The 22,978-nt window shown below is 55.7% G+C and carries 17 protein-coding genes; 10 read left to right on the top strand and 7 right to left on the bottom strand.

Annotated elements, in window-relative coordinates:
* The 4 genes from OEU85_RS01140 to upp all read right to left on the bottom strand — a co-directional run.
* Positions 1-1,224: calcium-binding protein (locus tag OEU85_RS01140; RefSeq protein ID WP_317277406.1), on the bottom strand; the 1,224-nt coding region annotated here is incomplete at its 3' end.
* 139 nt (positions 1,225-1,363) lie between these two features.
* Entirely contained in the window at positions 1,364-2,182 is an 819-nt protein-coding gene (locus tag OEU85_RS01135) for a purine-nucleoside phosphorylase (protein ID WP_262689592.1), read from the bottom strand.
* A gap of 14 nt (positions 2,183-2,196) precedes the next feature.
* Entirely contained in the window at positions 2,197-2,751 is a 555-nt protein-coding gene (locus OEU85_RS01130) for a phosphoribosyltransferase (protein ID WP_262689591.1), read from the bottom strand.
* Positions 2,752-2,759: 8 nt separating this feature from the next.
* On the bottom strand, positions 2,760-3,398 hold the full coding sequence (gene upp / locus OEU85_RS01125; RefSeq protein ID WP_262689590.1) for a uracil phosphoribosyltransferase: 639 nt from the start codon (positions 3,396-3,398) through the stop codon (positions 2,760-2,762).
* Positions 3,399-3,598: 200 nt separating this feature from the next.
* Here upp and OEU85_RS01120 point away from each other — a divergent pair, with 200 nt between their 5' ends.
* The 10 genes from OEU85_RS01120 (at position 3,599) to OEU85_RS01075 (ending at position 16,460) form a co-directional block, all read left to right on the top strand.
* Complete coding sequence (locus OEU85_RS01120; RefSeq protein WP_262689589.1) at positions 3,599-4,615, top strand: BMP family lipoprotein; 1,017 nt, start codon at positions 3,599-3,601, stop codon at positions 4,613-4,615.
* A 21-nt stretch (positions 4,616-4,636) separates the two neighbouring features.
* A complete protein-coding gene (locus OEU85_RS01115; protein WP_262689588.1) occupies positions 4,637-6,172 on the top strand; it encodes an ABC transporter ATP-binding protein in 1,536 nt (511 codons plus the stop codon).
* Positions 6,172-7,281 (top strand): ABC transporter permease, encoded by a 1,110-nt coding sequence (locus OEU85_RS01110; RefSeq protein ID WP_262689587.1) that lies wholly within the window; start codon positions 6,172-6,174, stop codon positions 7,279-7,281. Before OEU85_RS01115 ends, OEU85_RS01110 begins: the two co-directional genes overlap by 1 nt.
* The gene (locus OEU85_RS01105; RefSeq protein WP_262689595.1) at positions 7,281-8,252 is read left to right on the top strand and encodes an ABC transporter permease; all 972 of its coding nucleotides are present in this window, start codon (positions 7,281-7,283) and stop codon (positions 8,250-8,252) included. The genes OEU85_RS01110 and OEU85_RS01105 overlap by 1 nt, the downstream gene beginning before the upstream one ends.
* Entirely contained in the window at positions 8,253-8,660 is a 408-nt protein-coding gene (locus tag OEU85_RS01100) for a cytidine deaminase (protein WP_262689586.1), read from the top strand.
* A 44-nt stretch (positions 8,661-8,704) separates the two neighbouring features.
* Positions 8,705-10,051, top strand: a complete 1,347-nt coding sequence (deoA, locus tag OEU85_RS01095) for a thymidine phosphorylase (protein ID WP_262689585.1) — start codon at positions 8,705-8,707, stop codon at positions 10,049-10,051.
* A gap of 2 nt (positions 10,052-10,053) precedes the next feature.
* Complete coding sequence (locus OEU85_RS01090; RefSeq protein WP_262689584.1) at positions 10,054-11,271, top strand: phosphopentomutase; 1,218 nt, start codon at positions 10,054-10,056, stop codon at positions 11,269-11,271.
* 38 nt (positions 11,272-11,309) lie between these two features.
* Entirely contained in the window at positions 11,310-12,098 is a 789-nt protein-coding gene (locus OEU85_RS01085; protein ID WP_262689583.1) for a S1/P1 nuclease, read from the top strand.
* 421 nt (positions 12,099-12,519) lie between these two features.
* Entirely contained in the window at positions 12,520-15,684 is a 3,165-nt protein-coding gene (locus OEU85_RS01080; RefSeq protein ID WP_262689582.1) for a TonB-dependent receptor, read from the top strand.
* A gap of 119 nt (positions 15,685-15,803) precedes the next feature.
* Positions 15,804-16,460: a TetR/AcrR family transcriptional regulator gene (locus OEU85_RS01075; RefSeq protein ID WP_262689581.1), complete on the top strand. Its 657-nt coding sequence runs from the start codon at positions 15,804-15,806 to the stop codon at positions 16,458-16,460.
* On the opposite strand, the gene OEU85_RS01070 is transcribed toward OEU85_RS01075, so the two are convergent.
* The 3 genes from OEU85_RS01070 to OEU85_RS01060 form a co-directional block, all read right to left on the bottom strand.
* Entirely contained in the window at positions 16,457-18,109 is a 1,653-nt protein-coding gene (locus tag OEU85_RS01070) for a DUF3413 domain-containing protein (protein WP_262689580.1), read from the bottom strand. The two genes, OEU85_RS01075 and OEU85_RS01070, sit on opposite strands and share 4 nt — an antisense overlap.
* A 63-nt stretch (positions 18,110-18,172) precedes the next feature.
* Positions 18,173-19,465, bottom strand: coding sequence for a spinster family MFS transporter (locus OEU85_RS01065; RefSeq protein ID WP_262689579.1), 1,293 nt, complete (start codon positions 19,463-19,465; stop codon positions 18,173-18,175).
* Between the two features lie 185 nt (positions 19,466-19,650).
* Positions 19,651-22,935, bottom strand: coding sequence for a S41 family peptidase (locus OEU85_RS01060; RefSeq protein WP_262689578.1), 3,285 nt, complete (start codon positions 22,933-22,935; stop codon positions 19,651-19,653).
* Positions 22,936-22,978: the final 43 nt, after the last annotated feature.

Raw genomic sequence — 22,978 nt, 5'->3', positions numbered from 1 at the left:
GCCGCCATTGAACAGATCAGCGCCTGCGCTGCCGCCGAAAAGGTCGTGGCCGTCGCCGCCATAAAGCCGGTCTTCGCCCGTGCTGCCGATAAGCGTGTCATTATGGCTTGAACCCGCCACTTCCTCGAAATTCGTGAAGCGGTCACCGTCGGCGTGACCGCGCCGTCCCAAGCCTCGGCCAAGGTCGACCATCACCCCGGTATTTGAGGCGGTATAGTCCAGCATGTCACGGCCATTGCCACCATCCATGGTATCGGCGCCAAGGCCACCTGCCACAAGGTCAGCGCCCGCTCCCGCCTCAAGGAGGTTGTCAGCCGTGTCACCGGTGAGGGTATCGCCTGCCGAGGAGCCGATGACATGCTCTATCCCGTCATACATATCACGCGCCGCATCACCACCCGCACCGTGGCCGGTCGCGAGGTTGACCGTCACCGCCGCCGAAGAGGTTGCATAGGAGACAAGGTCGACGCCAGCACCGCCGATCAGGACATCACGCCCCGCGCCACCAATGAGCGTGTCGTCACCCGCGTCGCCCATCAGCACATCATTGCCGTCAAGGCCGGAAAGAAGGTCATCGCCGCCCGCGCCAAAGAGCTTGTTGCGGCCGGCGCTGCCGGTGAGCGTATCCGCGAAGGCCGAGCCAGCGGCTTCCTCGATACGCACAATCACGTCCCCGTCGGCATCGCCGCCACTGCCGCTTTCGCTGTCGAGGTTGACATTCACCGCCGCAGAGGATGCACCATAATCCACCCGGTCCTGTCCACTACCACCATTCATCAGGTCGGCGTCTGCGCTGCCGCCAAAGAGGTCATGGCCGTCGCCACCGAACAGCCGGTTTTCACCCGCGCCGCCAATCAGCGTGTCGTTGTGGCTTGTGCCCATGACATCCTCAACGTCCGAGAAGCGGTCGCCGTCGGCATCACCGCCGCGCCCGCGCCCGCGCCAAAGGTCGGCCATCACAGCGCTTGAAGCGCCGGTGTAGTCGAGCATGTCACGGCCCGCACCGCCGTCCATCGTGTCGGCCCCCGCACCACCCGCAAGCGTGTCGTCACCAGCTTTCCCCCACAAATAATCGTCGCCAGCTCCGCCTTCCAGTGAATTGGAATAGCTGGAGGATGTGTCTAACGTAGCGGTTATGAGATCGTTTCCATCAAGGCCATATAGTGTGCCTTCCCCGTTCCCGGTGATGGTGTCATCGCCAGCGGCACCAAAGATATTTGCCATGAAGCCCCCAATCGAACGGGTTGCAGGTAGGATAATAAATTTCCCCTAAATGCCGTAGAAGCAGGGGGAATACAACTTCAAATGTGTATTATTTACATGAATGAGCGCACATCGGTGGCGTAGAGCATCCAGGCCTTCGTCAGAGCACTTCCTCGACAAACGCCCGCAGGAGTTTTTCAAGGTTCACGGCGGCGATGGCACCGTATTCCATGGTCTCATGGTGTGTCAGTTCAGCCTGCATGCCGGCGGCGAGGTTGGTGATGGAACTGATGCCAATCACTTTCATGCCGCAGTGTTTGGCCACAAGGCATTCAGGCACGGTAGACATGCCAACAGCATCTGCCCCCATTACCTTGAAGGCGCGGATTTCGGCAGGTGTTTCGAAATTGGGGCCTTTGGCCATCAGGTACACGCCGTCGTGCAGTTCGATGTTCAGGCTGGCAGCACATTTGTGCATTTTTTTCGTCAGCTTTTTGTCCCACGCTTCGGTCACGTCCGGGAAGCGCACGCCAAAACGGTCATCATTCACCCCCACGAGCGGGTTAAGACCCGAGAAGTTGATGTGATCGGTAATCGCCATCAGGCTACCGGGGCCAACTTCTGCGCGCAGGCTGCCGGCAGCATTTGTCAGCAACAGTATTTCCACACCGAGCGCCCAGAGAACTCTGGTGGAGTACGCCAGTTTCTCTTCCGAATGTCCTTCATAGGCGTGTGCGCGCCCCTGCATGCAGATCACAGGCTTGCCCTCAAGCTTGCCAATGAGCATGCGGCCCGCATGGCCTTCGACCGTGGGCTTCGGGAAGCCCGGCAGGTCAGCATAGGAGAAGACCGTAGCATCTTCCATTGCGTCGGCGAGGCTGTTGAGCCCACTGCCCAGCACCATGGCCAGTTTTGGCATCTCACCGTCCACACGTGTGCGGATGAAAGCCGCGCATTCCTGAACCTTTTCAAAGCTCATGATCTGATCCTTGCCTAGATTTTTATGTCAGGAAGGTCGAGACCCTTATGGGTCTTGATCTCTTCACGGGACATGTCCGACAACTCATGCGGGAACACCAGCCAATCGTCTGTTTCATGGCAATAAAAGTCAGGCTCAAGGCTCGTGACGTTACGCGCCGGCTTGTAGAAGCAGGTCGCGATCTTGATGATCTCAGGCGTATTGCGGCGGCATTTGATGCGCAGATGGTTGATGATGGCGTCGATTGAGCGGCCACTGTCGAATACGTCATCCACGATCAACAGGCTGTCCTCAGCGTTGATGTTGTTGATGATATACTCGAGGCCGTGGACCTTGACCTCTTTCTGCTGTTGCATGCCGATGTATGACGAGGTGCGGATCGCGATATGGTCGGTGTGTACACCATAATAGTCGAGGATTTCCTGCACAGCAATGCCGGTTGGTGTGCCGCCGCGCCAGACACCGACAATGAACTTGGGCCGGAAGCCGCTTTTGAGGATTTTGATGCCAAGCTCGAACGAATCGTCCAAGAGTTCCTGTGCGGTCACATATTTTTTTGTAACACTCATATTACTCTCTAGGCCCCTTTGGTTCCAAACAGTCGGTCCCCTGCGTCGCCAAGGCCCGGGACGATATAGGCTTTTTCATTCAGCCTTTCGTCGATGGCACCGGTGACAACAGGGACGTCCGGGTGTGCCTCCGTGAAGGTTTTGATACCTTCAGGGGCCGCCAGCAGACAGACAAAACGCACATCAATTGCGCCAGCGTCCTTGATTTCCTGTACAGCACGAACAGCCGAATGCCCAGTGGCGAGCATGGGGTCAAGCACCACATTCAGCCGATCATGCAGGTCGTTTGGTACTTTAAAGAAATATTTGGTCGGTTGAAGCGTTTCTTCATCCCGCGCCAAACCAATTTGCCCCACACGCGCTGACGGTACAAGGTCAAGCATCGGACCCAAGAGGCCGTCTCCTGCGCGCAGCACAGAGATAAACGTCAGCTTCTTGCCCGCAAGAACAGGGGCTTCCGTCGTGCAGACAGGTGTTTCGATCTGAATTTTGCCAAGTGGCAGGTCGCGCAGTGCCTCATAGCCAAGGAAAAGGCCAATCTCGCGCAAAAGCTTCCGAAACTCCGCCGTGCTTGCTTCCTTGCGTCGCATCAGCGTGAGCTTGTGCTGTACCAGCGGGTGGTCCACCACGGTTACATTTTGGGTCATTCTGTGACTCCGTCGCCTTGGAGAAATATCCATTTCATAGGGGCAGCTATCCCAAATGTCGAACGAATCTTGACCAAATCGTCAAAAATGGTTGACCAGCCCCCCGCGCTCTGGTTCCCTTGCGCCCGTCCACAATATCGAGGCATAAATACAGACGCAAATTTCGTCTGAATTTTATGCTGCCCTGGAGTGACAATAGAATGACTATCTCGCGGAGGACATCTGTGCTCAAGAAACTGGCTTTTGCCATCGTTGCCGCTTTTGCCGGTTCTAGCGCCGGTCTGGCCGCCGACATCCAGCCAGTGCTGCTGTACGACGTTGGCGGCAAATTCGACAAATCCTTCAACGAGGCCGCCCATGTGGGAGCGGAAAAGTTTTCCACAGAAACCAGGATATCATATCGCGACTTTGAGCCCTCAAGCGAGACACAGTATGAGCAGGCGCTCAAGCGTTTTGCCCGCCGCAAGGCAGATCTGATTGTTGCCGTGGGCGTAGGCTACTCGGTCGCGGTGCGTAACGTGGCGAGCCAGTATCCAGACGTGAAATTTACCGTGATCGATGCGATCATCGAGCTGCCGAATGTGCAATCCATCACCTTCAGGGAGAACGAAGGTTCGTTCCTTGTGGGCATGATTGCCGCGATGAAAACCGAATCGAACAAGATCGGCTTCATCGGCGGTATGGACATACCGCTTATTCGCCGGTTCGAACGCGGTTATCAGCAGGGTGCCGAATATGTGAACGGCGATATCACCCTGATCGAGAACTATGTTGGCACGACGCCCAGCGCTTGGAACGACCCGATCAAGGCGTCAGAAATGGCCCGCAGCCAGTATGCGCGTGGCGCGGATATTATTTTCTCCGCGGCTGGTCCATCCGGCCTTGGTGTCATTCAGGCCGCCAAAGATACTGGCAACCTGTCTATCGGTGTGGACAGCAATCAGAACCACGTTGCCCCCGGTTTTGTGCTGACCAGCATGCTCAAGCGGGTAGACCTCGCGGTTTACATGGCGATGAAAGAAGCGAGTGACGGCTCATGGCAGGCCGGACACCGGGTGATGGGCCTTGAAGAAGGCGGCGTCGACTATGCGGTGGATGAGCATAACAAGGGCATGTTTACCGACGAAATGAAGGCCAGGCTTGAACAAGCACGCGCCAAGATTATCAGCGGCGAGATTGTTGTCGGCGATGTGGCTGGCAGCAACTCAAGCCACTAGAGCCCGGGTATAGGCACGTCCATGGATCAGCCATTTGCGATAGAGACCCGGGGCCTCTCCAAGCATTTTGGTGATGTACGGGCCAATGACGAGCTCTCGCTGATTATACCCAAGGGCACGGTGCACGGCATCGTGGGCGAAAACGGTGCAGGTAAATCCACGCTGCTGAAGATGCTGTTCGGGTTTTACCGCCCTGATGGCGGCGATATTCTGGTGCGGGGTGAGGTCGTGCGGTTCCAGAATCCGATGGAAGCCATGGGTAAGGGTATCGGCATGGTACATCAGCACTTCATGTTGGTGGAACCTTTTACCATTCTTGAGAATATCATCCTTGGCTCTGAGGGCGGCGCAGACCTGAACGCTGCAAAAGCAAAGGCGCGCGAAGACCTCAAGGAGCTTGAGGAAAAGTTCGGCTTCGACCTGCCTTTTGACGAGCCGGTTGAGCGATTGTCCGTTGGGGTGCGTCAGCGCGCCGAGATACTCAAGGCACTATATCGGGGTGCGGAAACGCTGATCCTGGATGAGCCCACGGCGGTGCTGACCCCACAGGAGACCGAACAGCTTTTTGGTCTCGTGCGGCAGTTGAAGGCACAAGGTAAAACCGTGCTGTTTGTCACCCATAAACTCAATGAAATTATGGCAGTTACGGATGACGTAACCGTAATGCGCGCCGGCAAGGTGGTGGCTGTTCGCAAGACGAATGAGACATCGGCGGCTGAACTCGCTGAGCTGATGGTGGGGGCGAAGGTGGCCCGTGAAGCTGCACGCGCAGAAACAGGCGAGCATAAAGTACGCTTGTCGCTCAATGGTGTGTATGCAAGTGGCGACCGCGGCCATACGGCACTCACGGATATCAGCCTTGAGGTGCATGACGGCGAGGTGTTGGGTGTTGCCGGCGTTGCCGGTAACGGCCAGACAGAATTGCTGGAAGTGATTACCGGCCTGCGGAGGCTTGCCCGTGGCCGCATATGGTACGACGGTGCGGTTATCGCGGACGAAAAAACAACAACAGACCCGATCACCTTGCGACGTATGGGCGTGGCCCATGTGGCGGAAGACCGGCTCAAGACCGGTGTGGTCGAAAGCATGTCGGCGCGGGAAAACGCTATCCTTGGCTATCAGCGGGAGGCTGATTTTTCCAGACGCGGCCTGTTGAAGCTGAAGGAAATTGCCAAGCGTGCGGCGGGTTATTTTGAAAGCCAGGACGTGCGGCCACGCAACCCGAACCTGCCCATTTCAAGCTTCTCGGGCGGCAATCAGCAAAAACTGGTCATCGCGCGCGAGATCTCCCGTGCGCCGCAGCTTATGATCATCGGCCAGCCGACCCGCGGTGTGGACATTGGGGCGGTCACCAAAATCCATGACCAGATCACCGAGCTGAGGAACGCGGGCAAGGCTATTCTAGTAGTCTCTGCTGACCTTGATGAGCTTCTGGCCATCTCTGACCGTATCGCCGTGATGTGCGAGGGAGAGATTGTGGGGACGCTCAAGGTTGAAGACTCGGACGAGCAAACGCTTGGCCTGATGATGGCAGGCGAAAAAAGGAATGCGGGCTGATGGCGGGCGCGAACAAAAAGTTGCCCCTGTGGGCCGAGGCGGGCTTGTTGCCAACGCTGAACCTGCTGGCGGCATTTCTGGTGTCAGGCCTTGTGATATGGGGCTTGGGCGAAGACCCCTTTCTCGCGCTGTCGCTGCTGGTTGATGGCGCCTTCGGTTTCCAGGAAGCCATTGGTTATACCTTTTATTACGCCACCAATTTTGTGTTCACAGGGCTTGCGGTCTCGGTCGCTTATCATGCCGGGCTGTTTAATATCGGTGGTGAAGGGCAGGCGATGCTGGGCGGCCTTGGCCTGACCTTGGCGGTATTTCTTGTCGGGGACACGTCTCCATTCCTCGCGATTGGACTGGCCATTCTTGGCGCGGCCGTATTTGGTGCGGCGTGGGCTTTTATTCCAGCATGGCTGCAGGCAAAACGTGGCAGCCATATCGTCATCACCACCATCATGTTCAACTTTATCGCCTCGGCATTGCTCGCTTACCTGCTGGTGGGGCCACTGCAACGCCCCGGTGGCCAGATGCCGGAAAGCGCTGACTTCCCGGCTGGTGTTGGCCTCGTGCACGCACATGACTTGCTTGCCATGATGGGGATGGAGTTTGAGCAAAGCCCACTCAATGTCTCTGCCCTTATAGCGCTGGCTTGCACCTTTGCGGTCTGGTTCATGCTGACCCGCACCCGTTTCGGTTATGAACTGCGCGTGGTGGGCAAAAATCATTCTGCCGCGCGTTTCGCTGGTATTCCTGTGGCGCGCATGACCATTGTTGCCATGATGCTATCTGGTGCACTGGCGGGCATGATGGGGCTCAATGAAATTCTGGGTGAACAGCTTCGCCTGATTGGTAATTTCACGCTGGGGTATGGTTTTGTTGGGATTGCGGTCGCCTTTATGGGGCGCAATCATCCGGTGGGTATTGTCCTGGCAGCCATCCTCTTTGGCGCACTTTATCAGGGCGGGGCGGAACTGGCCTTTGAAATGCCGAACATCACCCGCGACCTGATCGTGATGATTCAGGGGCTTGTCATCCTGTTTGCCGGCGCCATGGAACATCTGTTCCGTGACCCGATCGAACGTTTGTTCATGCGCTTCCGGGCGAGGGAGGCCGCGTGATGGAGTTTTTCGCTGATCTCACGCTTCTCATCGATTCAACCTTTCGGACCGCGACGCCGCTTGTGCTGGCGGGCCTCGCCGGGCTGGTGGCGGAACGCTCGGGCATTGTGGACATTGGGCTTGAAGGCAAGATGCTGGCGGCGGCGTTCGCGGCAGCGGCAGCGGCGGCTGTGTCTGGCAACCCTTGGGTGGGGATGGTCGCAGGTGTGCTCGCGTCCATGTTTCTCGCTCTCATTCATGGCTATGTGTCCATCGCGCAGCGCGGGAACCAGATTGTCTCTGGCATGGCGATCAATATCGCCGTGGCGGGGCTTGCGCCCACGCTGGCGAATTTCTGGTTTCATCAGGGTGGGCAGACGCCCCTTTTGGGCGACGAAGCGCGCTTCAGTGCCATCACCCTACCGTTTGCTGAAAGACTCAGCGATGTACCTGTTCTGGGCCAGCTCTATACCGAGATTATCTCCGGCCACAATTTAGTGACCTATCTGACGGTCCTGATCATCCCGGCGGTTGCATGGATGGTGTACCGCACCAGCTTCGGCTTACGTTTGCGGGCGGTGGGTGAAAACCCCGAAGCGGTGGATACGGCCGGTATTTCTGTCACAAAGCTTCGTTACCAAGCGGTGCTGATTGGTGGCCTGCTGTGCGGGCTCTCCGGTGTTGTGTTATCGACTGGTATGGGCGCTGCGTTCATCCGCGATATGTCGGCGGGCAAGGGCTATCTGGCGCTGGCGGCGATGATCTTTGGCCGCTGGAAACCGGTACCAACGTTGCTGGCGTGCCTGTTGTTTGGTTTTGTCGACGCGCTGCAGGGACGGCTGCAGGGTGAAAACCTGCCGCTCATTGGCGAGATACCTGTGCAGTTTACCATCATGTTGCCCTATGTGCTCACGGTGATCATCCTTGCTGGTTTTGCGGGCAAGATGGATGCGCCGAAGGCGAGTGGCATTCCGTATGAGAAAGATCATTAGATGGCCATTGAGTTGAAACAGCTGATTGAGGCGGCGGTGGCGGCGCGAGGGCGTGCGTATGCAAAATATTCAAATCACCCGGTGGGGGCAGCGATCCTCGCGGACGACGGTAATATCTATGCGGGTTGCAATGTTGAAAATGCAGCGTATCCGCTGAGCTTCTGCGCCGAGGCTAACGCCATTGGCACCATGATGATGGGGCAGGGCAAGGCCATCAGGCACATTGTTATTGCCGGGCCGGGTGAGCACGTGTGTACCCCGTGTGGCGGATGCCGCCAACAGATCAGGGAATTTGCAGGCAAGGCGGGTGTACCGGTCACCATTGTTGACCGGGACGGCACCGTGCTGCTGGAGACCACAACCGCGGAATTATTGCCGCATTCGTTTGGCCCAGAGAACTTGTCCTGAAACAAGAGAAATTGCCCTGAAATCAGGCATAAAAAGGAAAAGTGATGAGTGACGCAGGCGTGTTTTTGCCGCAGGAAATGATCCGCACCAAACGGGATGGCGGTACAATTGAGGCGGCTGATATCCAGAAATTTGTGGCGGGCATTACCGACGGCAGCGTGACCGACGGGCAGGTCGCAGCCTTGGCGATGACGATTTTCTTTAACGGTATGACGCCGGACGAAGGCGCTGCACTCACGCTTGCCATGCGCGATAGCGGGGATGTGATCGACTGGTCCAAATACGGCTTCGCCGCTGACGCCCCGATTGTTGATAAACATTCCACCGGTGGTGTGGGGGATAAGGTCAGCCTGATGCTGGCGCCGATCGTCGCGGCCTGCGGCGGTTTTGTGCCGATGATTTCCGGGCGGGGCCTCGGGCACACTGGCGGTACGCTGGACAAGTTGGAATCTATCCCTGGTTATGATCCGTATCCGAGCATCGACCGTTTTGCCGAGATCGTGAAAACCGTTGGCTGTTCGATCATTGGGCAGACAGGGGACCTCGCGCCCGCCGACAAGCGCTTCTATGGCATTCGTGATGTGACGGCGACAGTGGAAAGCATCCCGCTGATCACGGCGTCCATCCTGTCGAAAAAGCTGTCGGCGGGTCTTCGTGCCCTTGTGATGGACGTGAAGTTTGGCAGTGGTGCCTTTATGGACAGCGATAAAAAGGCGGAAGAGCTGGCGCGCAACATTGTGCGGGTGGCGAATGCCGCGGATGTACCGACCACAGCGCTTCTGACCGATATGAACCAGGTCCTGGGCCGCACTGCGGGGAACGCGGTGGAAATTTTTGAGACCATCGATTTTCTGCTGGAGCCTCGCCAAGCCGATAAACGCCTGATGACCGTGACGCTGGACCTTGCTGCACATATGCTGGCGCTGTCCGGTGCGCAGCCAAATTTTGATGTCGCGCGTGACAAGGCGGCGGTTGCTCTGATGAAAGGTAAGGCCGCTGAGGTTTTTGCCAAAATGGTAGCGGCGCAAGGTGGCCCGGCTGACCTTTATGAGAAAAAACATGATTACCTGAAGCTGGCGCCGGTCGTGAAGCCGGTGCTGGCAGGCAAGGCGGGCTTTATCTCTGGCATGGATACACGGGCGATTGGCATGGCGGTTGTGGCGCTTGGTGGCGGGCGTACGGACCCGTCCGCCAAGGTTGATCACGGTGTTGGTCTCACGGAGGTTTGTCAGGTTGGTGACCGCGTCGAAGCCGACGAGCCGCTTGCGATGGTGTATGCTAGGGATGACGCGGCGGCGGAGGCTGCGATCAAGTCGGTGCGGGCCGCCATTGATCTCAAGCCCGTTGCGCCAGAGAGCAAACCCATCGTCGCCCTAACAATTGGAGAGTAAAGATGGCACGTGCTTTTATTCTTGTGCTCGACAGTTTTGGTATTGGTGCAGCGCCCGATGCGGAAAAGTTCGGCGATGTCGGCGCGGATACGCTTGGCCATATTGCCGACTGGTGCGCTGAGGGCAATACGGCGGCTGAGCGACCAAACGCCGGCCCCATCAAACTGCCGAACATGACGAGGCTGGGGCTTGGCAAGGCCGCGAAACTGGCAACGGGGCGGGAGCCCCAAGGCATGGAATACGACGGCGAAATCACCGGCCTTTATGCTGCTTGCGCGGAACGCTCCTTTGGTAAGGATACACCTTCAGGGCATTGGGAGATGGCGGGTGCGCCAGTGGAATTTGACTGGGGGTATTTCTCCCCACAGTATCCGAGCTTCCCAGAAGACCTTCTGAATAAACTGATCGAACGCTGCGACCTTCCCGGCGTGTTGGGTAACAAGGCGGCGTCGGGCACAGTGATTTTGGAAGAGCTCGGTGATGAGCATATCCGCACCGGTAAGCCTATTGTTTACACCTCAGCCGACAGCGTGTTCCAGATCGCCGCGCATGAGGAACATTTTGGCCTTGAGCGACTATATGAGGTGTGTGCGGTAGCGCGGGAATTAGTGGACGACTATAATATCGGCCGGGTGATCGCGCGGCCATTTGTAGGCGAGGACGGCACGTTTGAACGCACCGGCAACCGGCGCGACCTGGCCACACCGCCCCACAAACCCACACTCCTTGAGAAGCTTGAGGACGCCGGGCGCGAGGTTATCTCGGTTGGCAAGATCGCTGATATCTTTGCGCACAAAGGTTTGACACAAAAGGTAAAAGCCAACGGCCTTGACGGCCTGTTCGAAGTGTCGCTCGATAAACTCAAAACGGCGCCTGAAGGCTCGTTGACCTTTGTCAACTTCGTAGACTTTGACCAGTCCTTTGGCCACCGCCGCAATGTTGCGGGGTACGCCAATGCCCTGGAATATTTTGACGAGCGTCTGCCGGAATTCCTGAGCGGCATGCAGAACGATGACATTGTCATCCTGACTGCGGACCACGGCTGTGACCCGACCTGGCCGGGAAGTGACCACACGCGCGAGCACGTGCCCTTTGTTGCCTATGGGCCCAAGCTCAAGGCGGGCAGCCGAGGCGTTCGTAAAAGTTTCGCAGATATCGGACAGAGTGTGGCCAGTCATCTGGGTATCGCTGCACTGGACGATGGCGAAAACGCGATTTAAGAGACAACGCTAATATTTGATCGAGGGGAGCACGGGGTATGTGGCGTAAACTGATTTGTGGGCTGGCGATGATCGCAGGGCTTTCTTTCACGGCTTCGGCCTATGGACCAACCGGTCACCGTGTGATTGCCGAACTGGCATCAAAACACCTGACGCCTGAAGCGTCTGCGGCGGTGAAAGAACTGCTGGGGAACGAGTTTATGGCAGAAGCCGCCAACTGGCCGGACGAGATGCGCTCAGATCCTGATGCCTTCTGGCGTAAGGAATCACTGCCATACCATTATATCAACCTGCCCGATGGCGTGACTTACGAGGACAGTGCCAAAAATCCGGCGGGCGACGCGTTGACCGCGCTTGAGAAATATAGTGCGCAAGTCAAGGACACGTCACTTTCACCTGCTGACCGGCAGCTGGCGCTTCGCTTTATCATTCATATTGTTGGCGATCTGCACCAACCGCTTCATGCAGGCCGGGCGGAAGACTGGGGTGGTAACCGTATCGACGTGGTGTGGTTCGAGGAAATGAGCAACCTGCATAAGGTCTGGGATGAAGACCTGATCGACTATAAGGGTCTCTCCTTTACCGAGTGGGTACGGTTTCTTGATCCGAAAATCGGTGCTGAAGAGATCGCGGATTGGCAAAAAGCCAAGCCGATTGACTGGGTGCACGAGCTGATTGCGCTGCGCGGCGACATCTACAATGTGGGTAACGCCATCTTCAGCTATGACTATGTTTACAAGCACACCCCCTTGATAAAATCACAGCTCTCGAAGGGCGGCATTCGGCTTGCTGGATATCTCAATGCGCTCTTTGCCAAGGGGGAATAAATTCCCGGCCTGAGACTAAACGATTCGCATAATGAGAGCTATGAAGGCACCTTTTGGGTGCCTTCTTTGTTGTTTTTTAGCAACAGTTTCAAGCGAAAGCGAAAGCGCGGTTTCCCAAGGTACACGGCGGTTCTGTGCTCTTTTAGCCACTTTCCCTCGCCAAAATATCGAGTGAACGATTGCTGCTCCTACGAATCTTGACACTTCCGTCAAAAAACTGAAAAAAACCACGCATAAAAGACTTGCGACGCAGCGTTTGTGCCAGCCTGTGACCTGTCTTGACCTTTTGGTCAGGATTTGGTTGGTTTTAAGTGCATGTTCTGTGTGTGAGACTTTTTTTTAAACAGCGAATTAGTCGTGAAAGTATCGGGTCTGGGGTGTTGTTCTACTGAGACACCGGTACGCCAATGGAGCTTAGGGAATGAAACGCCAAATGAGAGCTGCTCTTTGCAGTAGCGTCGCATTAGCCGCAATGGCGGTCAGTGTGCCTGTAATCGCGCAGGAAATTACGTCTTCGATCCGCGGTAGTGTTGTTGATGCAAACGGTTCACCGCTTTCCGGTGTTGCGGTTGTTGTAACGCACGTACCTTCAGGGTCCCGTTCGACCTACACCACCAACAATGCAGGTGCATTCTTCGCGCGCGGCCTGCGCCCGGGTGGCCCTTACAATGTTGAAGTCGCCGCCTCCGGCAACTATCAGGGCCAGTCTTTCGAAGGCCTGATGCTCAATGTATCCGAGCCGCTACCGCTCACCATTCCGCTAGTGGGTACGGACGCAAGCTTTGAAGAGATTGAGGTTGTAGCAAACCGCATCGCAGCTATCCGTTCTGGCGGCGCTTCGTCTTACGGCGCGGAACGCATCGAGAATATGCCTTCCGTTGGTCGTGACCTTAAGGACACCATGCGGGCTAACCCGTTTGTGTCCATCGACAGCGGCAGCAGCAATGCGCTTTCGATTGGCGGCTCCAACAACCGTTTCAACAGCCTGACTGTTGATGGTATCCGTCAGGATGATGACTTTGGCCTCAATGGTAACGGTTACCCGACGCAGCGTTCGCCGATCTCGATCGACGCGGTTGAGCAGGTAAGCGTGGCTCCGGCGCCGTTTAACGTAGAATTCTCGAAGTTTACCGGCGGTCAGATCAACGTTGTGACCAAATCCGGCACCAACGAATTCCACGGCACAGCTTTCTATCAATATCGTGACGATAGCCTTGCTGGAGACAAGAGCCAGAACCTGGACGGTACTGACCGCGATGTTGACCTCGGTGATTTCTCGAACAAGTTCTGGGGTGCTTCCCTTGGTGGTCCGATCATCAAGGACAAGCTGTTCTTCTTCGGCGTCTACGAAAAATTCGAAGGTTCGACCCCTAACACTACTGGTGCACAAGGTTCGAGCTATACAAACCAGATTGACGGTGTATCTGTTGCGCAGATCGAACGGATCAACCAGATCGCGTCCAGCCAGTATGGCATCGACAACATGTACGGCGGTTCCGACAGCATTGCTGAGTCTGATGAGAAGATCTTCTTCAAGCTTGACTGGAACATCAACGAAAACCACCGTGCATTTGGCTCGTATCAGTACACCAACGGTAACTCCCTGAGCCCAACCGACCATGGTGGCAACCGCTTCGCGTACCTGTCTCACTGGTATGATCGCTCCGAGAAACTGGAAACCTATAACTTCCAGGTGTTCTCCGATTGGACAGACCGCTTTTCGACCGAAGTCAAAGTTGGTTACAAGAAAAACGTAACCGGCCAGAACGGCCTTGCCGTGCCACAGGGCATCGGTGAAATCCAGATTGACACTGTCAACCCGGGCAATGGTGAAGATGCCACTGTTTATCTTGGTATCGATGACAGCCGTCACTCCAACCAATTGAACAACAAAACCTGGCAAGCCAAAATCAAGGGTGACTATGTTGTGGGCGACCACACCATCACCGGCGGTTACGAGTATGACTCGGTTGACGTGTTCAACCTCTTCATCCAACGTTCCAAAGGTATTTGGTACTTCGATAATATCGATGATTTTGAGGCTGGTACTCCATCCTTCTTCCAATACCAGAACGCAGCGACCAATAATGATGCAGACGGTGCAGCTTCCTTCAAGCTGACCACGCACACCGTTTACCTGCAGGACCGTTGGGATGTTTCTGACAAGTTGACCCTGACAGGCGGTGTTCGTGTTGATTACTGGAAAACCGGTGATGCGCCAGCACTTAACCAAGCTTTTGTTGACCGTAACGGTTTTGCCAATAACGCAACGCTTGATGGCAAGAAAATCGTCCAGCCGCGTTTTGCCTTCAGCTATGACATCGACGACAAAACCACACTCCGTGGTGGCCTTGGTCGCTTCGGTGGTGGTGATCCGCTCGTTTGGGTTTCGAACGCCTATTCGCTCGATGGTGTGACAATCCTGACATACCAGACTGGCGATAGCTCGGTTATCGACGATCCAGACTTCACGCAGGTGCCACAAGCCGCTCTTGATGGCCTTGGTGGTGCGGCAGAAGGCGGTGACGTTGCAGCAATCGATCCGGACTTTGAAATTCCATCAACATGGAAATTCAACCTCGGTATCGATCGTTACTTCGACCTGGGCGCGCTTGGCGACGACTGGCACGTAACCCTCGAAGCTATCTGGGCACGTACCCAGAATGCGGCCGACTGGAAAGAGCTTCGTCGTGAACAAATCGGCACCGCTGCTGATGGTTCCGCGATCTACAACCAACCGTCGGGCTATGACATTCTGCTCACAAACGGCGAAGAAGCGAAGCAAGACATCTATGCAATCTCCTTCGACAAGTCATGGGATAATGGCCTGAGCCTCTTCGGTTCCTATAGCTACATGGATGCAGAAGTTGCCAACGAAGGCACAAGCTCTACAGCGTCTTCGAACTATAACTTCGCAGCCCACCTTGACCGTAGTGACCGTCAGAGCGGGACGTCTGTCTTTGAAGTGAAGCACCAGGTTAAACTTGGCGCGACCTACAAGAAAGCGTTCTGGGACGACAACTTCACCACGATCGGCGTGTTCTATAGCGGTCGTAGCGGCAAGCCGTTCTCCATCACCATGGATGAGTTCATGCAGTTCGGTGGTAACCGCTCTGTAGAATCCGGTGACGGTCACCTGCTTTATGTACCGGGCCCTGGTGAAGCTGCGATTGCTGGTTCGCCAAATGCGGCAACGGCGAAAGTTATCTTTGCTGACGCTGGAGTACGTGACGACTTTAACGCACTCGTTAAGACTTACGGTCTGGCGCGTGGTCAGTCGGTTGACCTGCAAAGCGAACGTGGCCCATGGATCAACGATCTTGACCTGCGCATCGGACAGGAAGTGGGTGTTGGTTTCGGCAAGGTTGAGCTGTTCATGAATATGGAAAACGTTCTGAACTTCGTCAACAGCGCCTGGGGTAAGGCTTATGACTCAGAGTTTGGTCAGCAAGCCCTTGTTGATACAGTCGTGAATGCATCAACGGGTCAGATCGGCTACACGGGTGTTGACAGTGCTCCGTTCTACCGCTTCCAGGACACCAGCTCCGTATGGGTTCTGCAAATCGGTGCGAAATACAAATTCTAATCTGAATTTGTGATCCCGAGTTACGACGCCCGGGGGATTCCCCCGGGCGTTTTTTTAAACCCATTGGCAATAGACCTTTAGCCATAAGTATGATTAAAGGAGTGCCTCGAGGGGGACATATGACGAACAAAAAAACAGAAGAAACCGGGCACAAAGCCGGTATCCGCCGTGAAAATGTCGCCAAAATACTGGTGGCGGCTGAAACGGTTTTTGCTGAGAAGGGTTTTAACGGAGCAAGTGTCGGCCTGATTGCAGAGCGGGCTGGTGTTCCCAAACCAAACGTCTACTATTACTTTGGCGCCAAGGAAGATCTGTATCGTCGTGTCATCGAGGGTGTCTGTTCTATCTGGCTTCACGCCGCTGATACATTTGATGAAACTGAAGATCCTGCGCAGGCGCTCAGAACTTATGTCGCGTCAAAGATGGATCTCGCGCGGTCGCGCCCATATGGGTCTCGGTTGTGGGCCATAGAAATGGCTTCTGGCGCTCCGTTTTTGCAGGAATATCTGGTCGGGACAGTAAAGCCGTGGCTCGAAAGCCGTGAGCGGGTGCTGGAACGCTGGATCAAGGAAGGCAAGCTCGCGCCCGTGAAGGCACGCTATCTGTTTTACATGATCTGGGCAACAACCCAGCATTATGCTGATTTTGCGGCACAGATTGACGTGATGAACGAGGGCCACCCTCTTGAGGACGCTCAGTTCAATGAAGCCAAAGAAACGGTTATTGACCTTGTGCTCAAAAGCGTTGGCCTGCGCGATAGCAGCATAGCAGCCTAGTTTTCCGTCGCCATCCGGTTGGTTAATATATGTGCCGCTCGAAGCTGTATGGCTTTGGGTGGCATAATTTTATCCGGCGGCGCGACGGGGCTCAAGATACCGTCCTCATATAGAAAATCAGCCCTCGTGCCTTCATCGATGACCGCGAAGCCTGTTGGAACCTCCACACTGCAGTTGCTAAGGATAACCGGGGAAGTTTCCACCGTGCGGCTGAGCCCCAGTTGGGAAAACAGGTAATCTGCTACCTCAAGCTGGCTTGTGGGAGGAGGGAGGTCATTGGCTCCCATGCTGGCGAAAGGAACAATCAATTGCTCATCCGTCAGGGCACTTGAATGCCCGATGACACCGTCTTCAAAAACGCTTTCCCCGTGGTCTGCGGTGATCATGATGACCAGTTCGCCGTGCGCGGCTTTGGGGCCAACGGCTTTAAGCAGGCGACCGATCTCGTCATCCATGGCTTTGATGGCGCCTCGATAACTTTCAACAGTACCGCCAACGATACCGAGCACTGGATCAAGGTTCCCGTAGGGAAAATGTGCACCATTATAATAAGCAAGGTGGAAATAGGGTTGGTCATGCGACGCATTCAAAAGGCGAATAGTCGTATCGGTTACGAAACGATCCTTTTCCACAAAGCTTTTAGCTTCGGCAACATATCGTGTGACCCCTGAGAAAAGCATGTTTGACAGGTTATACCAGTCTAGCGAAAGGGCCTCGGCACTGGTGGTTTCATATCCGTTGGCCTGCAAGGTTCGTACAAAGCCAATGGACTCACCGCGCTGTCGGGCGGCACCAAAACCGGATGGCAGCTTGCCGGTGAACATGCTGAACATGCTGAAATGTGTGCAGTTGGATGCAGCATAATGTTTGAGGGTTAAACGCCCTTTTTCGGCAAGGGACGCGAGGTTTGGTGCAAGGCCAGGGTCAGCCACCATGTCCTTGGCGCGCACGCTGTCCATGACGACCAGAAGCACGTTACGCTTCTCTGGTATTTCAAGCGCAGGTGGTGTGCTCGTGCCTGCCGTTGGCGACGGGACCGGGTTCGCAAACGGATTGCTCGACCTTGGGCCGAGAATGGGGTCAAGGGCACGCACAATATAATAGCGGTGGGGCGCGGAAAAGAAGGGGAGTTTACGCCGGGTTTCCAGTGCGCCGGGGACGGCTTGGTAGTAGAGCACCGCATATGCAAGCTGCGTAAAGGCGAGAAAGGCCGCGCACAATAGTGTCAGCCAGCGCAGACGGAACCGTTGCGCCGGGTTCGGTCTGCCAAAGGCAAGCAGAAAACTGACAACGATCACGCCCGCCAGCACCAGTGGCAACAGGACAGTCACCCCAATATTGTTCAGGGCATCCTCTTCAAACAACAGGCCGAAGGTGAAACCGTTCAGGTGCAGGCCAGTCAACCGGTAGGTCACCACCTCCGTGCCAAGAAGGGCGGTGAAGACGGCAAACAATAATGTCCCGGCAAGCCGATGGAGGCGGCGACAAGCCTCGAGCAATAGTGCGGCAAGTGTGCCAAGGAAAAAGAGGTGGCCAAAGGCGAATATGCTACCGCTACCTGAGAACAGCGCTGGGGATAACGCCAGTACCAAAAGAAGCAGTGTGATGCCGATCTCAAACCGGCTCTGTCTAACCTTGAGGTCTTTCATGCAGCATAAGGCCTTTTAAATCATGGCCTTATGCTGGCAGGTTTTGTGCCAATTTGCCAGTGGCTATACCTGTTTTTGCGCTTGAATGTCTTGCGGCAGCTTCCGCCCGCCCATCCAGAAGAGATATCCTTTGAGGATAGCAAGGCTTGTGCCGATTGTAAGGGCTGTGCGAAGACCGTCCGCACCTGTGCGGGCCAGCTCAAAGTCGCTGATCGCACCCACTAGTACAGGGCCCAGGCCCATGCCGATAAGGTTGAGGACAAAGAAGAGGATCGCCGACGACATGGCACGCATGCGAGGGGATACAAGCCGGTGCGTCACCGCGATGGCGGGTGCCAGATACAATGTGGACATCACAACCACGATGAAATAGGTGCCAAGCATCACATTCCTGCTGTCGGTATGGTAGGCGAGCACAGCCAATGGAATGGCACATACAGCAGAGAGGCCGGGCAGCCACAGGTACCAGCGCGGGTCTTTAGCACCAAACTTGTCGGTGAGGGCGCCACCAAGAAAGGTGCCGATTATGCCGCCGCCGCCGGTGACAAGGCCAAGGATCAGGCCAATTTCACCAAGTGGAATCTGATGATAGCGCACCATAAAACTGGGCATGAAGTTGCTGGTGCCGTAGCTGACGAACGCCGACATGGCACAACCGAAGGCGATATAGGGGAAGGATTTCAGCCGCCAGACAAATTTGAGCGTTTCCATGATGGCGGGTGCTGCGACATCCGGCCCTGTGTCATGCAAACCGCGCGGTGGCTCCTTGACCGTGAAGCGAAGTAACAGCGCAAGCAGCACGCCGGGTATACCGACAATGAGGAAAGTTGTGCGCCAGCCATAGAGATTGCCAACATACCCACCCGACGTATAGCCAATGAGAATGCCAAGATAGAGGCCCGCGGAATAGACCGCGAGGGCCGTTGACCGACGTTTGGCTTGAAACATGTCTGAGATCATGGAATGCGCTGGTGGGCTACCGCCTGCCTCACCCACGCCCACGCCCATACGCGCGGCAAGTAGCTGCAGGAAATTCTGTGCCATCCCCGAGAGGGCTGTCATGCCGCTCCAGACCGTCAGGGCAATAGCAATGATGTTGCGGCGGTTATATTTATCGGCCAGTCGTGCGATAGGAAGGCCAAGCGTGGTGTAAAATATTGCAAAGGAAAAGCCGGACAATAGCCCGAGCTGCGTGTCGCTAAGCCCCAGGTCAGCCTTCAGCAGAGGCTGCAGGATTACCAGTATCTGCCTATCGATGAAATTGAAGGCATAGACGATCGTAAGGACCAGGAGGGTATAGAGCTTGGTTTTCTGTGTAAGTTCACTGACGAGCGGTACCCCGGATGTGTCTTTCATTTGTCTCCCCTTATGGGGGGCGGTGTTCTGGCACGCGCCCCTCCCCATCTTATGTGGCGTCGCGCTTCCCCTCGCGCGCCCATATGAGCTTAGGGCATATGTCCGTAGCGGCAAGCAGCACGGGATAAATAAAAAGGGCGCCTGCTTACGCGGGCGCCCTTAATCTGGTGGTTGTTACCGTAATATCATTCAGTTTCAGCAGCTTTCAGCATTACCTCCACAGCTTTTTCAAGCTGCGGGTCGCGGCCTTCGGCACTGTCTTCCGGCAGGTTTTTCACCTTGTAGTCAGGCTCAAGCTGTTGGTTTTCCAGATAGTTGCCATCCGCATCAATCTGTCCAACCTGCGGGATGCCGAAGGTGATGTCGCCTGAATGCAGGGTTTCCCACCACACGGCGGTCATGGTGCCCGGTACCGGCATGCCGACCAGTTCACCAATGCCCAGGGTTTTATAGGTGTATGGGAAAGCGTGTGCATCGGAATAATTGCCTTCGCCCATTACAACCACTGACGGCTTGGTCCATTGGTCAAGCGGGTCGCCAGCGTACACTCGGTCGCCGCGCACCTTCATATGCAGGTACTGCTTGCCCGATAGCAGCTTGGCAAGGTCGTTGTGCAGCCAGCCACCACCGTTCCAGCGGGTATCCACCACCACGGCTTCCTTGTCGAAGTTGCGGCCCAGAAGGTCTGAGTATACGTCGCGGTAGCTGGCGTCGTTCATGCCGCGAACGTGTACATAACCAACCTTGCCGTCAGAGACTTCTTCGACATAGGCGCGGCGGGACTTGACCCAACGATCATACAGAAGTTCATTTTGCGCGCTGCGGCTGATGGGTTTTGTCACCTCCTCAAACATGCTCCCGTCCTCGCGTGCCACTGTCAGGCGAACACGTTGTCCCGCTTTGTGATTGAGAAGGCCCGCAAGGTTGACATCCTTGCCAAGCGTGATGCCGTCAACCGCGACCAGTTTCATGCCAGCCTTGATCTCGCTGTCCGCCTTCGCAAGCGGACTGCGGTCCAGCACGTCACTGATGGCCAGCGGGCCTGAGGTGTCGTGCAAGTCAAAGATAACGCCAAGCGCGGCGGTGTCGTCAGCGCCATCCATGCGGAAGCGATAGTAAGCGCCCGTGTGTGATGCATTCAGTTCACCCAGCATCTCTTCCATCATGCGGGCGAAGTCCCGGTTGTTGCCGATGCTTGCCAGCTTCACGGCATATTCGGCCTTCAAGTCGTCCCAGTCCGCGCCGTGCATGGTCGGGTTATAGAATTTCTCCTTAACCTGGCGCCAGATATGCTCGAAGAAATACGCGCGCTCGGCGTCACCGTCCAACACCATTGAGGCGTTGAGGCTTACCGGTTTTTTGCTGGCACTGTCGCCATTCAGGGACAGTTTTGAGATGTGGCCGTCCGCAAGGACAAAGGCGGTCTTTTCGTCTTCGGACAGGTCGATTGACGCATTGCGGGCATCCATCTTGAGAAGAAGCTTGGTATTGCCTTCACGCAGGTCCTGCATCCAGAGGTCATAACCCCCTTCAAAACGGGACAGATAATAAAGCTTGTCTGCTTCTTTGGTCAGGACCATGTCGGCAATGTCGCTTGAGTGTGCAGTCAGGCGCACGGTGCGATCCTGCATGCCGCCCCAGTCAATCTTGACAGGGGCAACCTCGTCTTTCGAGTCCTTCTTCTCGTCGCCTTTTTTGCCTTCATCCTCTTTTTGGTCGTCGTCCTTCTTGGCTTTTTCTTCCGCCTTTTTCTTGTCTTCTTCGAGCTCCTTCATCAGCTCGTATTCTTCCTTGGACATGGAGAAACGGTCAAAGGCGTCCTGGTTCAGGAACGCCGCCATAACGTCGAACTGGGTGCCCCAGCTACCGTGGTCGCGCATGCCAAAGCGCGAGCTGGCCCAGATAACCGCACCATTTGAATGCCACTTTGGCAGACCATCCTGGTAGCCGGACAGGCTGATATCGCGGGGCGGTGCGGAACCATCGGCAGGGACCACAGCGATGTTGGTGATAAAGATGCGCTTACGGGCGATGAAGTCGACCGTCAGCCATGAACTGTCAGGTGACCAGTCAAAATGAATGTCCCCATCGGCGTAAGAATAGTTGTACGCATCACCAAGCACTTCAACCACGTCGCCGGTCTCAAGGGCCAGGACCTTGAGGGCATCGCGGTTTGAAAGGAAAGCGACCTTTTTGCCGTCTGGAGAATATTTGGGCTGGAAAGCCTCACGGTCGCCTTCAAAGATGACCTTCTCGTCAATCAGCGTACTGGCGAAGAAGTATTTTTCGTCCTCGCTATTGATGCTGGCTTCTACAAGGCGCCATTTACCATTGCGCTCCGCCGCAAATACAAGCTTCTTGCCGTCCGGTGCAAAATCTACGCTGCGCTCCTGGGCTGGTGTGCTGGTGACGCGCTTGGTTGTGTTGAACTCGGTTGAGGTGACAAAAACCTCCCCACGCGCGACAAAGGCGATTTCCTTGCCGCTTGGCGAGACAGCAAACTCACTGACATCTCCACTGACATTGATGGTTTCACCATTGCGGCCGTGGCCGTCTGTTGCAATGTCGATATCAATCTTTTTGACACGGTTCTTGCCTTTGGCGGTATAGACCGAGCCATGGTGTACAAAGGCCAGTGTACCGTTTTCAGACCGGCTCAGGCTACGCACCGGGTGTTTTTTAAAGTCGGTCAGTTGCTCGCTGCGACCGTTTTTTGGGTCAAGCTGCCAGACATTGAAGGTATTATCGCCTTTGTCTGACAGATAGAAAACCGTATCTTCACGACCCCAGACCGGGTTCTGGTCGCCGCCCGCATAGTCTGTCAACTGGGTGTGTCTGCCGCTTTTCGCGTCATAAAGCCAGATGTCGTGCGCGAAGGCCGAGGTGTCATGTTTCCGGAGGTCACTCTCAAGCGCCTTTTCCTCGCGGTACACAAGCTTGTCGCCCTTGTCGTTCCAGCGCGCCTGCATGGCCGGTGTTGTAAGCACCATCTCCGGCGTGCCGCCGGTCACACGGACGTTATAAAATTCAGGTAGGGCACTACGCGGAAACAGGCTGCTCTTTGCGCTGTCTGTCCGGGTTGATGTAAAGCTTACTGCTTTGTCGTCGGCTGTGAAGTCAGTTGGGACATCATAGGCGCTGCTGTACGTCAGGCGTTTTGCTTCACCGCCGGAGACGGACATCACATAAACATCGAAGTTGCCATTCCTGTCGCTGGCAAAGGCGATATGTTTACCGTCATGCGACCAGACCGGGTGGCCCTCCCACGCGGCATTCACCGTGAGCGGAACGGCCGCGCCGCCCTGTGCGGAAACCTTGTAGATGTCGCCCTTATAGGTGAACAGAATGCTTTTTGCGTCCGGTGAAATGGCGGCTTCCCCAAACCACTCACTGTTGGCCTCGGCAAAAACCGATGTGCTAACGCCAGCCAGAAGGCCAACGACAATCGCTGTCGTTACTGTTTTTTTCATGAGTTCCCCCTCATTGATTAAGACGTGAACTTTAGCAATTTTT

Source organism: Kordiimonas aestuarii (assembly GCF_025574465.1).
GTDB classification, from domain to species: Bacteria; Pseudomonadota; Alphaproteobacteria; order Sphingomonadales; family Kordiimonadaceae; genus Kordiimonas; species Kordiimonas aestuarii.
This window is presented reverse-complemented; position numbering and strand designations above follow the sequence as displayed.

Excerpts from the sequence above, each read along its gene's own strand:
- OEU85_RS01135 (WP_262689592.1), bottom strand. The coding sequence starts at position 2,182 with ATGAGCTTTGAAAAGGTTCAGGAATGCGCGGCTTTCATCCGCACACGT.
- OEU85_RS01130 (WP_262689591.1), bottom strand. The coding sequence starts at position 2,751 with ATGAGTGTTACAAAAAAATATGTGACCGCACAGGAACTCTTGGACGAT.
- upp (WP_262689590.1), bottom strand. The coding sequence starts at position 3,398 with ATGACCCAAAATGTAACCGTGGTGGACCACCCGCTGGTACAGCACAAG.
- OEU85_RS01120 (WP_262689589.1), top strand. The coding sequence starts at position 3,599 with ATGACTATCTCGCGGAGGACATCTGTGCTCAAGAAACTGGCTTTTGCC.
- OEU85_RS01115 (WP_262689588.1), top strand. The coding sequence starts at position 4,637 with ATGGATCAGCCATTTGCGATAGAGACCCGGGGCCTCTCCAAGCATTTT.
- OEU85_RS01110 (WP_262689587.1), top strand. The coding sequence starts at position 6,172 with ATGGCGGGCGCGAACAAAAAGTTGCCCCTGTGGGCCGAGGCGGGCTTG.
- OEU85_RS01105 (WP_262689595.1), top strand. The coding sequence starts at position 7,281 with ATGGAGTTTTTCGCTGATCTCACGCTTCTCATCGATTCAACCTTTCGG.
- OEU85_RS01100 (WP_262689586.1), top strand. The coding sequence starts at position 8,253 with ATGGCCATTGAGTTGAAACAGCTGATTGAGGCGGCGGTGGCGGCGCGA.
- deoA (WP_262689585.1), top strand. The coding sequence starts at position 8,705 with ATGAGTGACGCAGGCGTGTTTTTGCCGCAGGAAATGATCCGCACCAAA.
- OEU85_RS01090 (WP_262689584.1), top strand. The coding sequence starts at position 10,054 with ATGGCACGTGCTTTTATTCTTGTGCTCGACAGTTTTGGTATTGGTGCA.
- OEU85_RS01085 (WP_262689583.1), top strand. The coding sequence starts at position 11,310 with ATGTGGCGTAAACTGATTTGTGGGCTGGCGATGATCGCAGGGCTTTCT.
- OEU85_RS01080 (WP_262689582.1), top strand. The coding sequence starts at position 12,520 with ATGAAACGCCAAATGAGAGCTGCTCTTTGCAGTAGCGTCGCATTAGCC.
- OEU85_RS01075 (WP_262689581.1), top strand. The coding sequence starts at position 15,804 with ATGACGAACAAAAAAACAGAAGAAACCGGGCACAAAGCCGGTATCCGC.
- OEU85_RS01070 (WP_262689580.1), bottom strand. The coding sequence starts at position 18,109 with ATGAAAGACCTCAAGGTTAGACAGAGCCGGTTTGAGATCGGCATCACA.
- OEU85_RS01065 (WP_262689579.1), bottom strand. The coding sequence starts at position 19,465 with ATGAAAGACACATCCGGGGTACCGCTCGTCAGTGAACTTACACAGAAA.
- OEU85_RS01060 (WP_262689578.1), bottom strand. The coding sequence starts at position 22,935 with ATGAAAAAAACAGTAACGACAGCGATTGTCGTTGGCCTTCTGGCTGGC.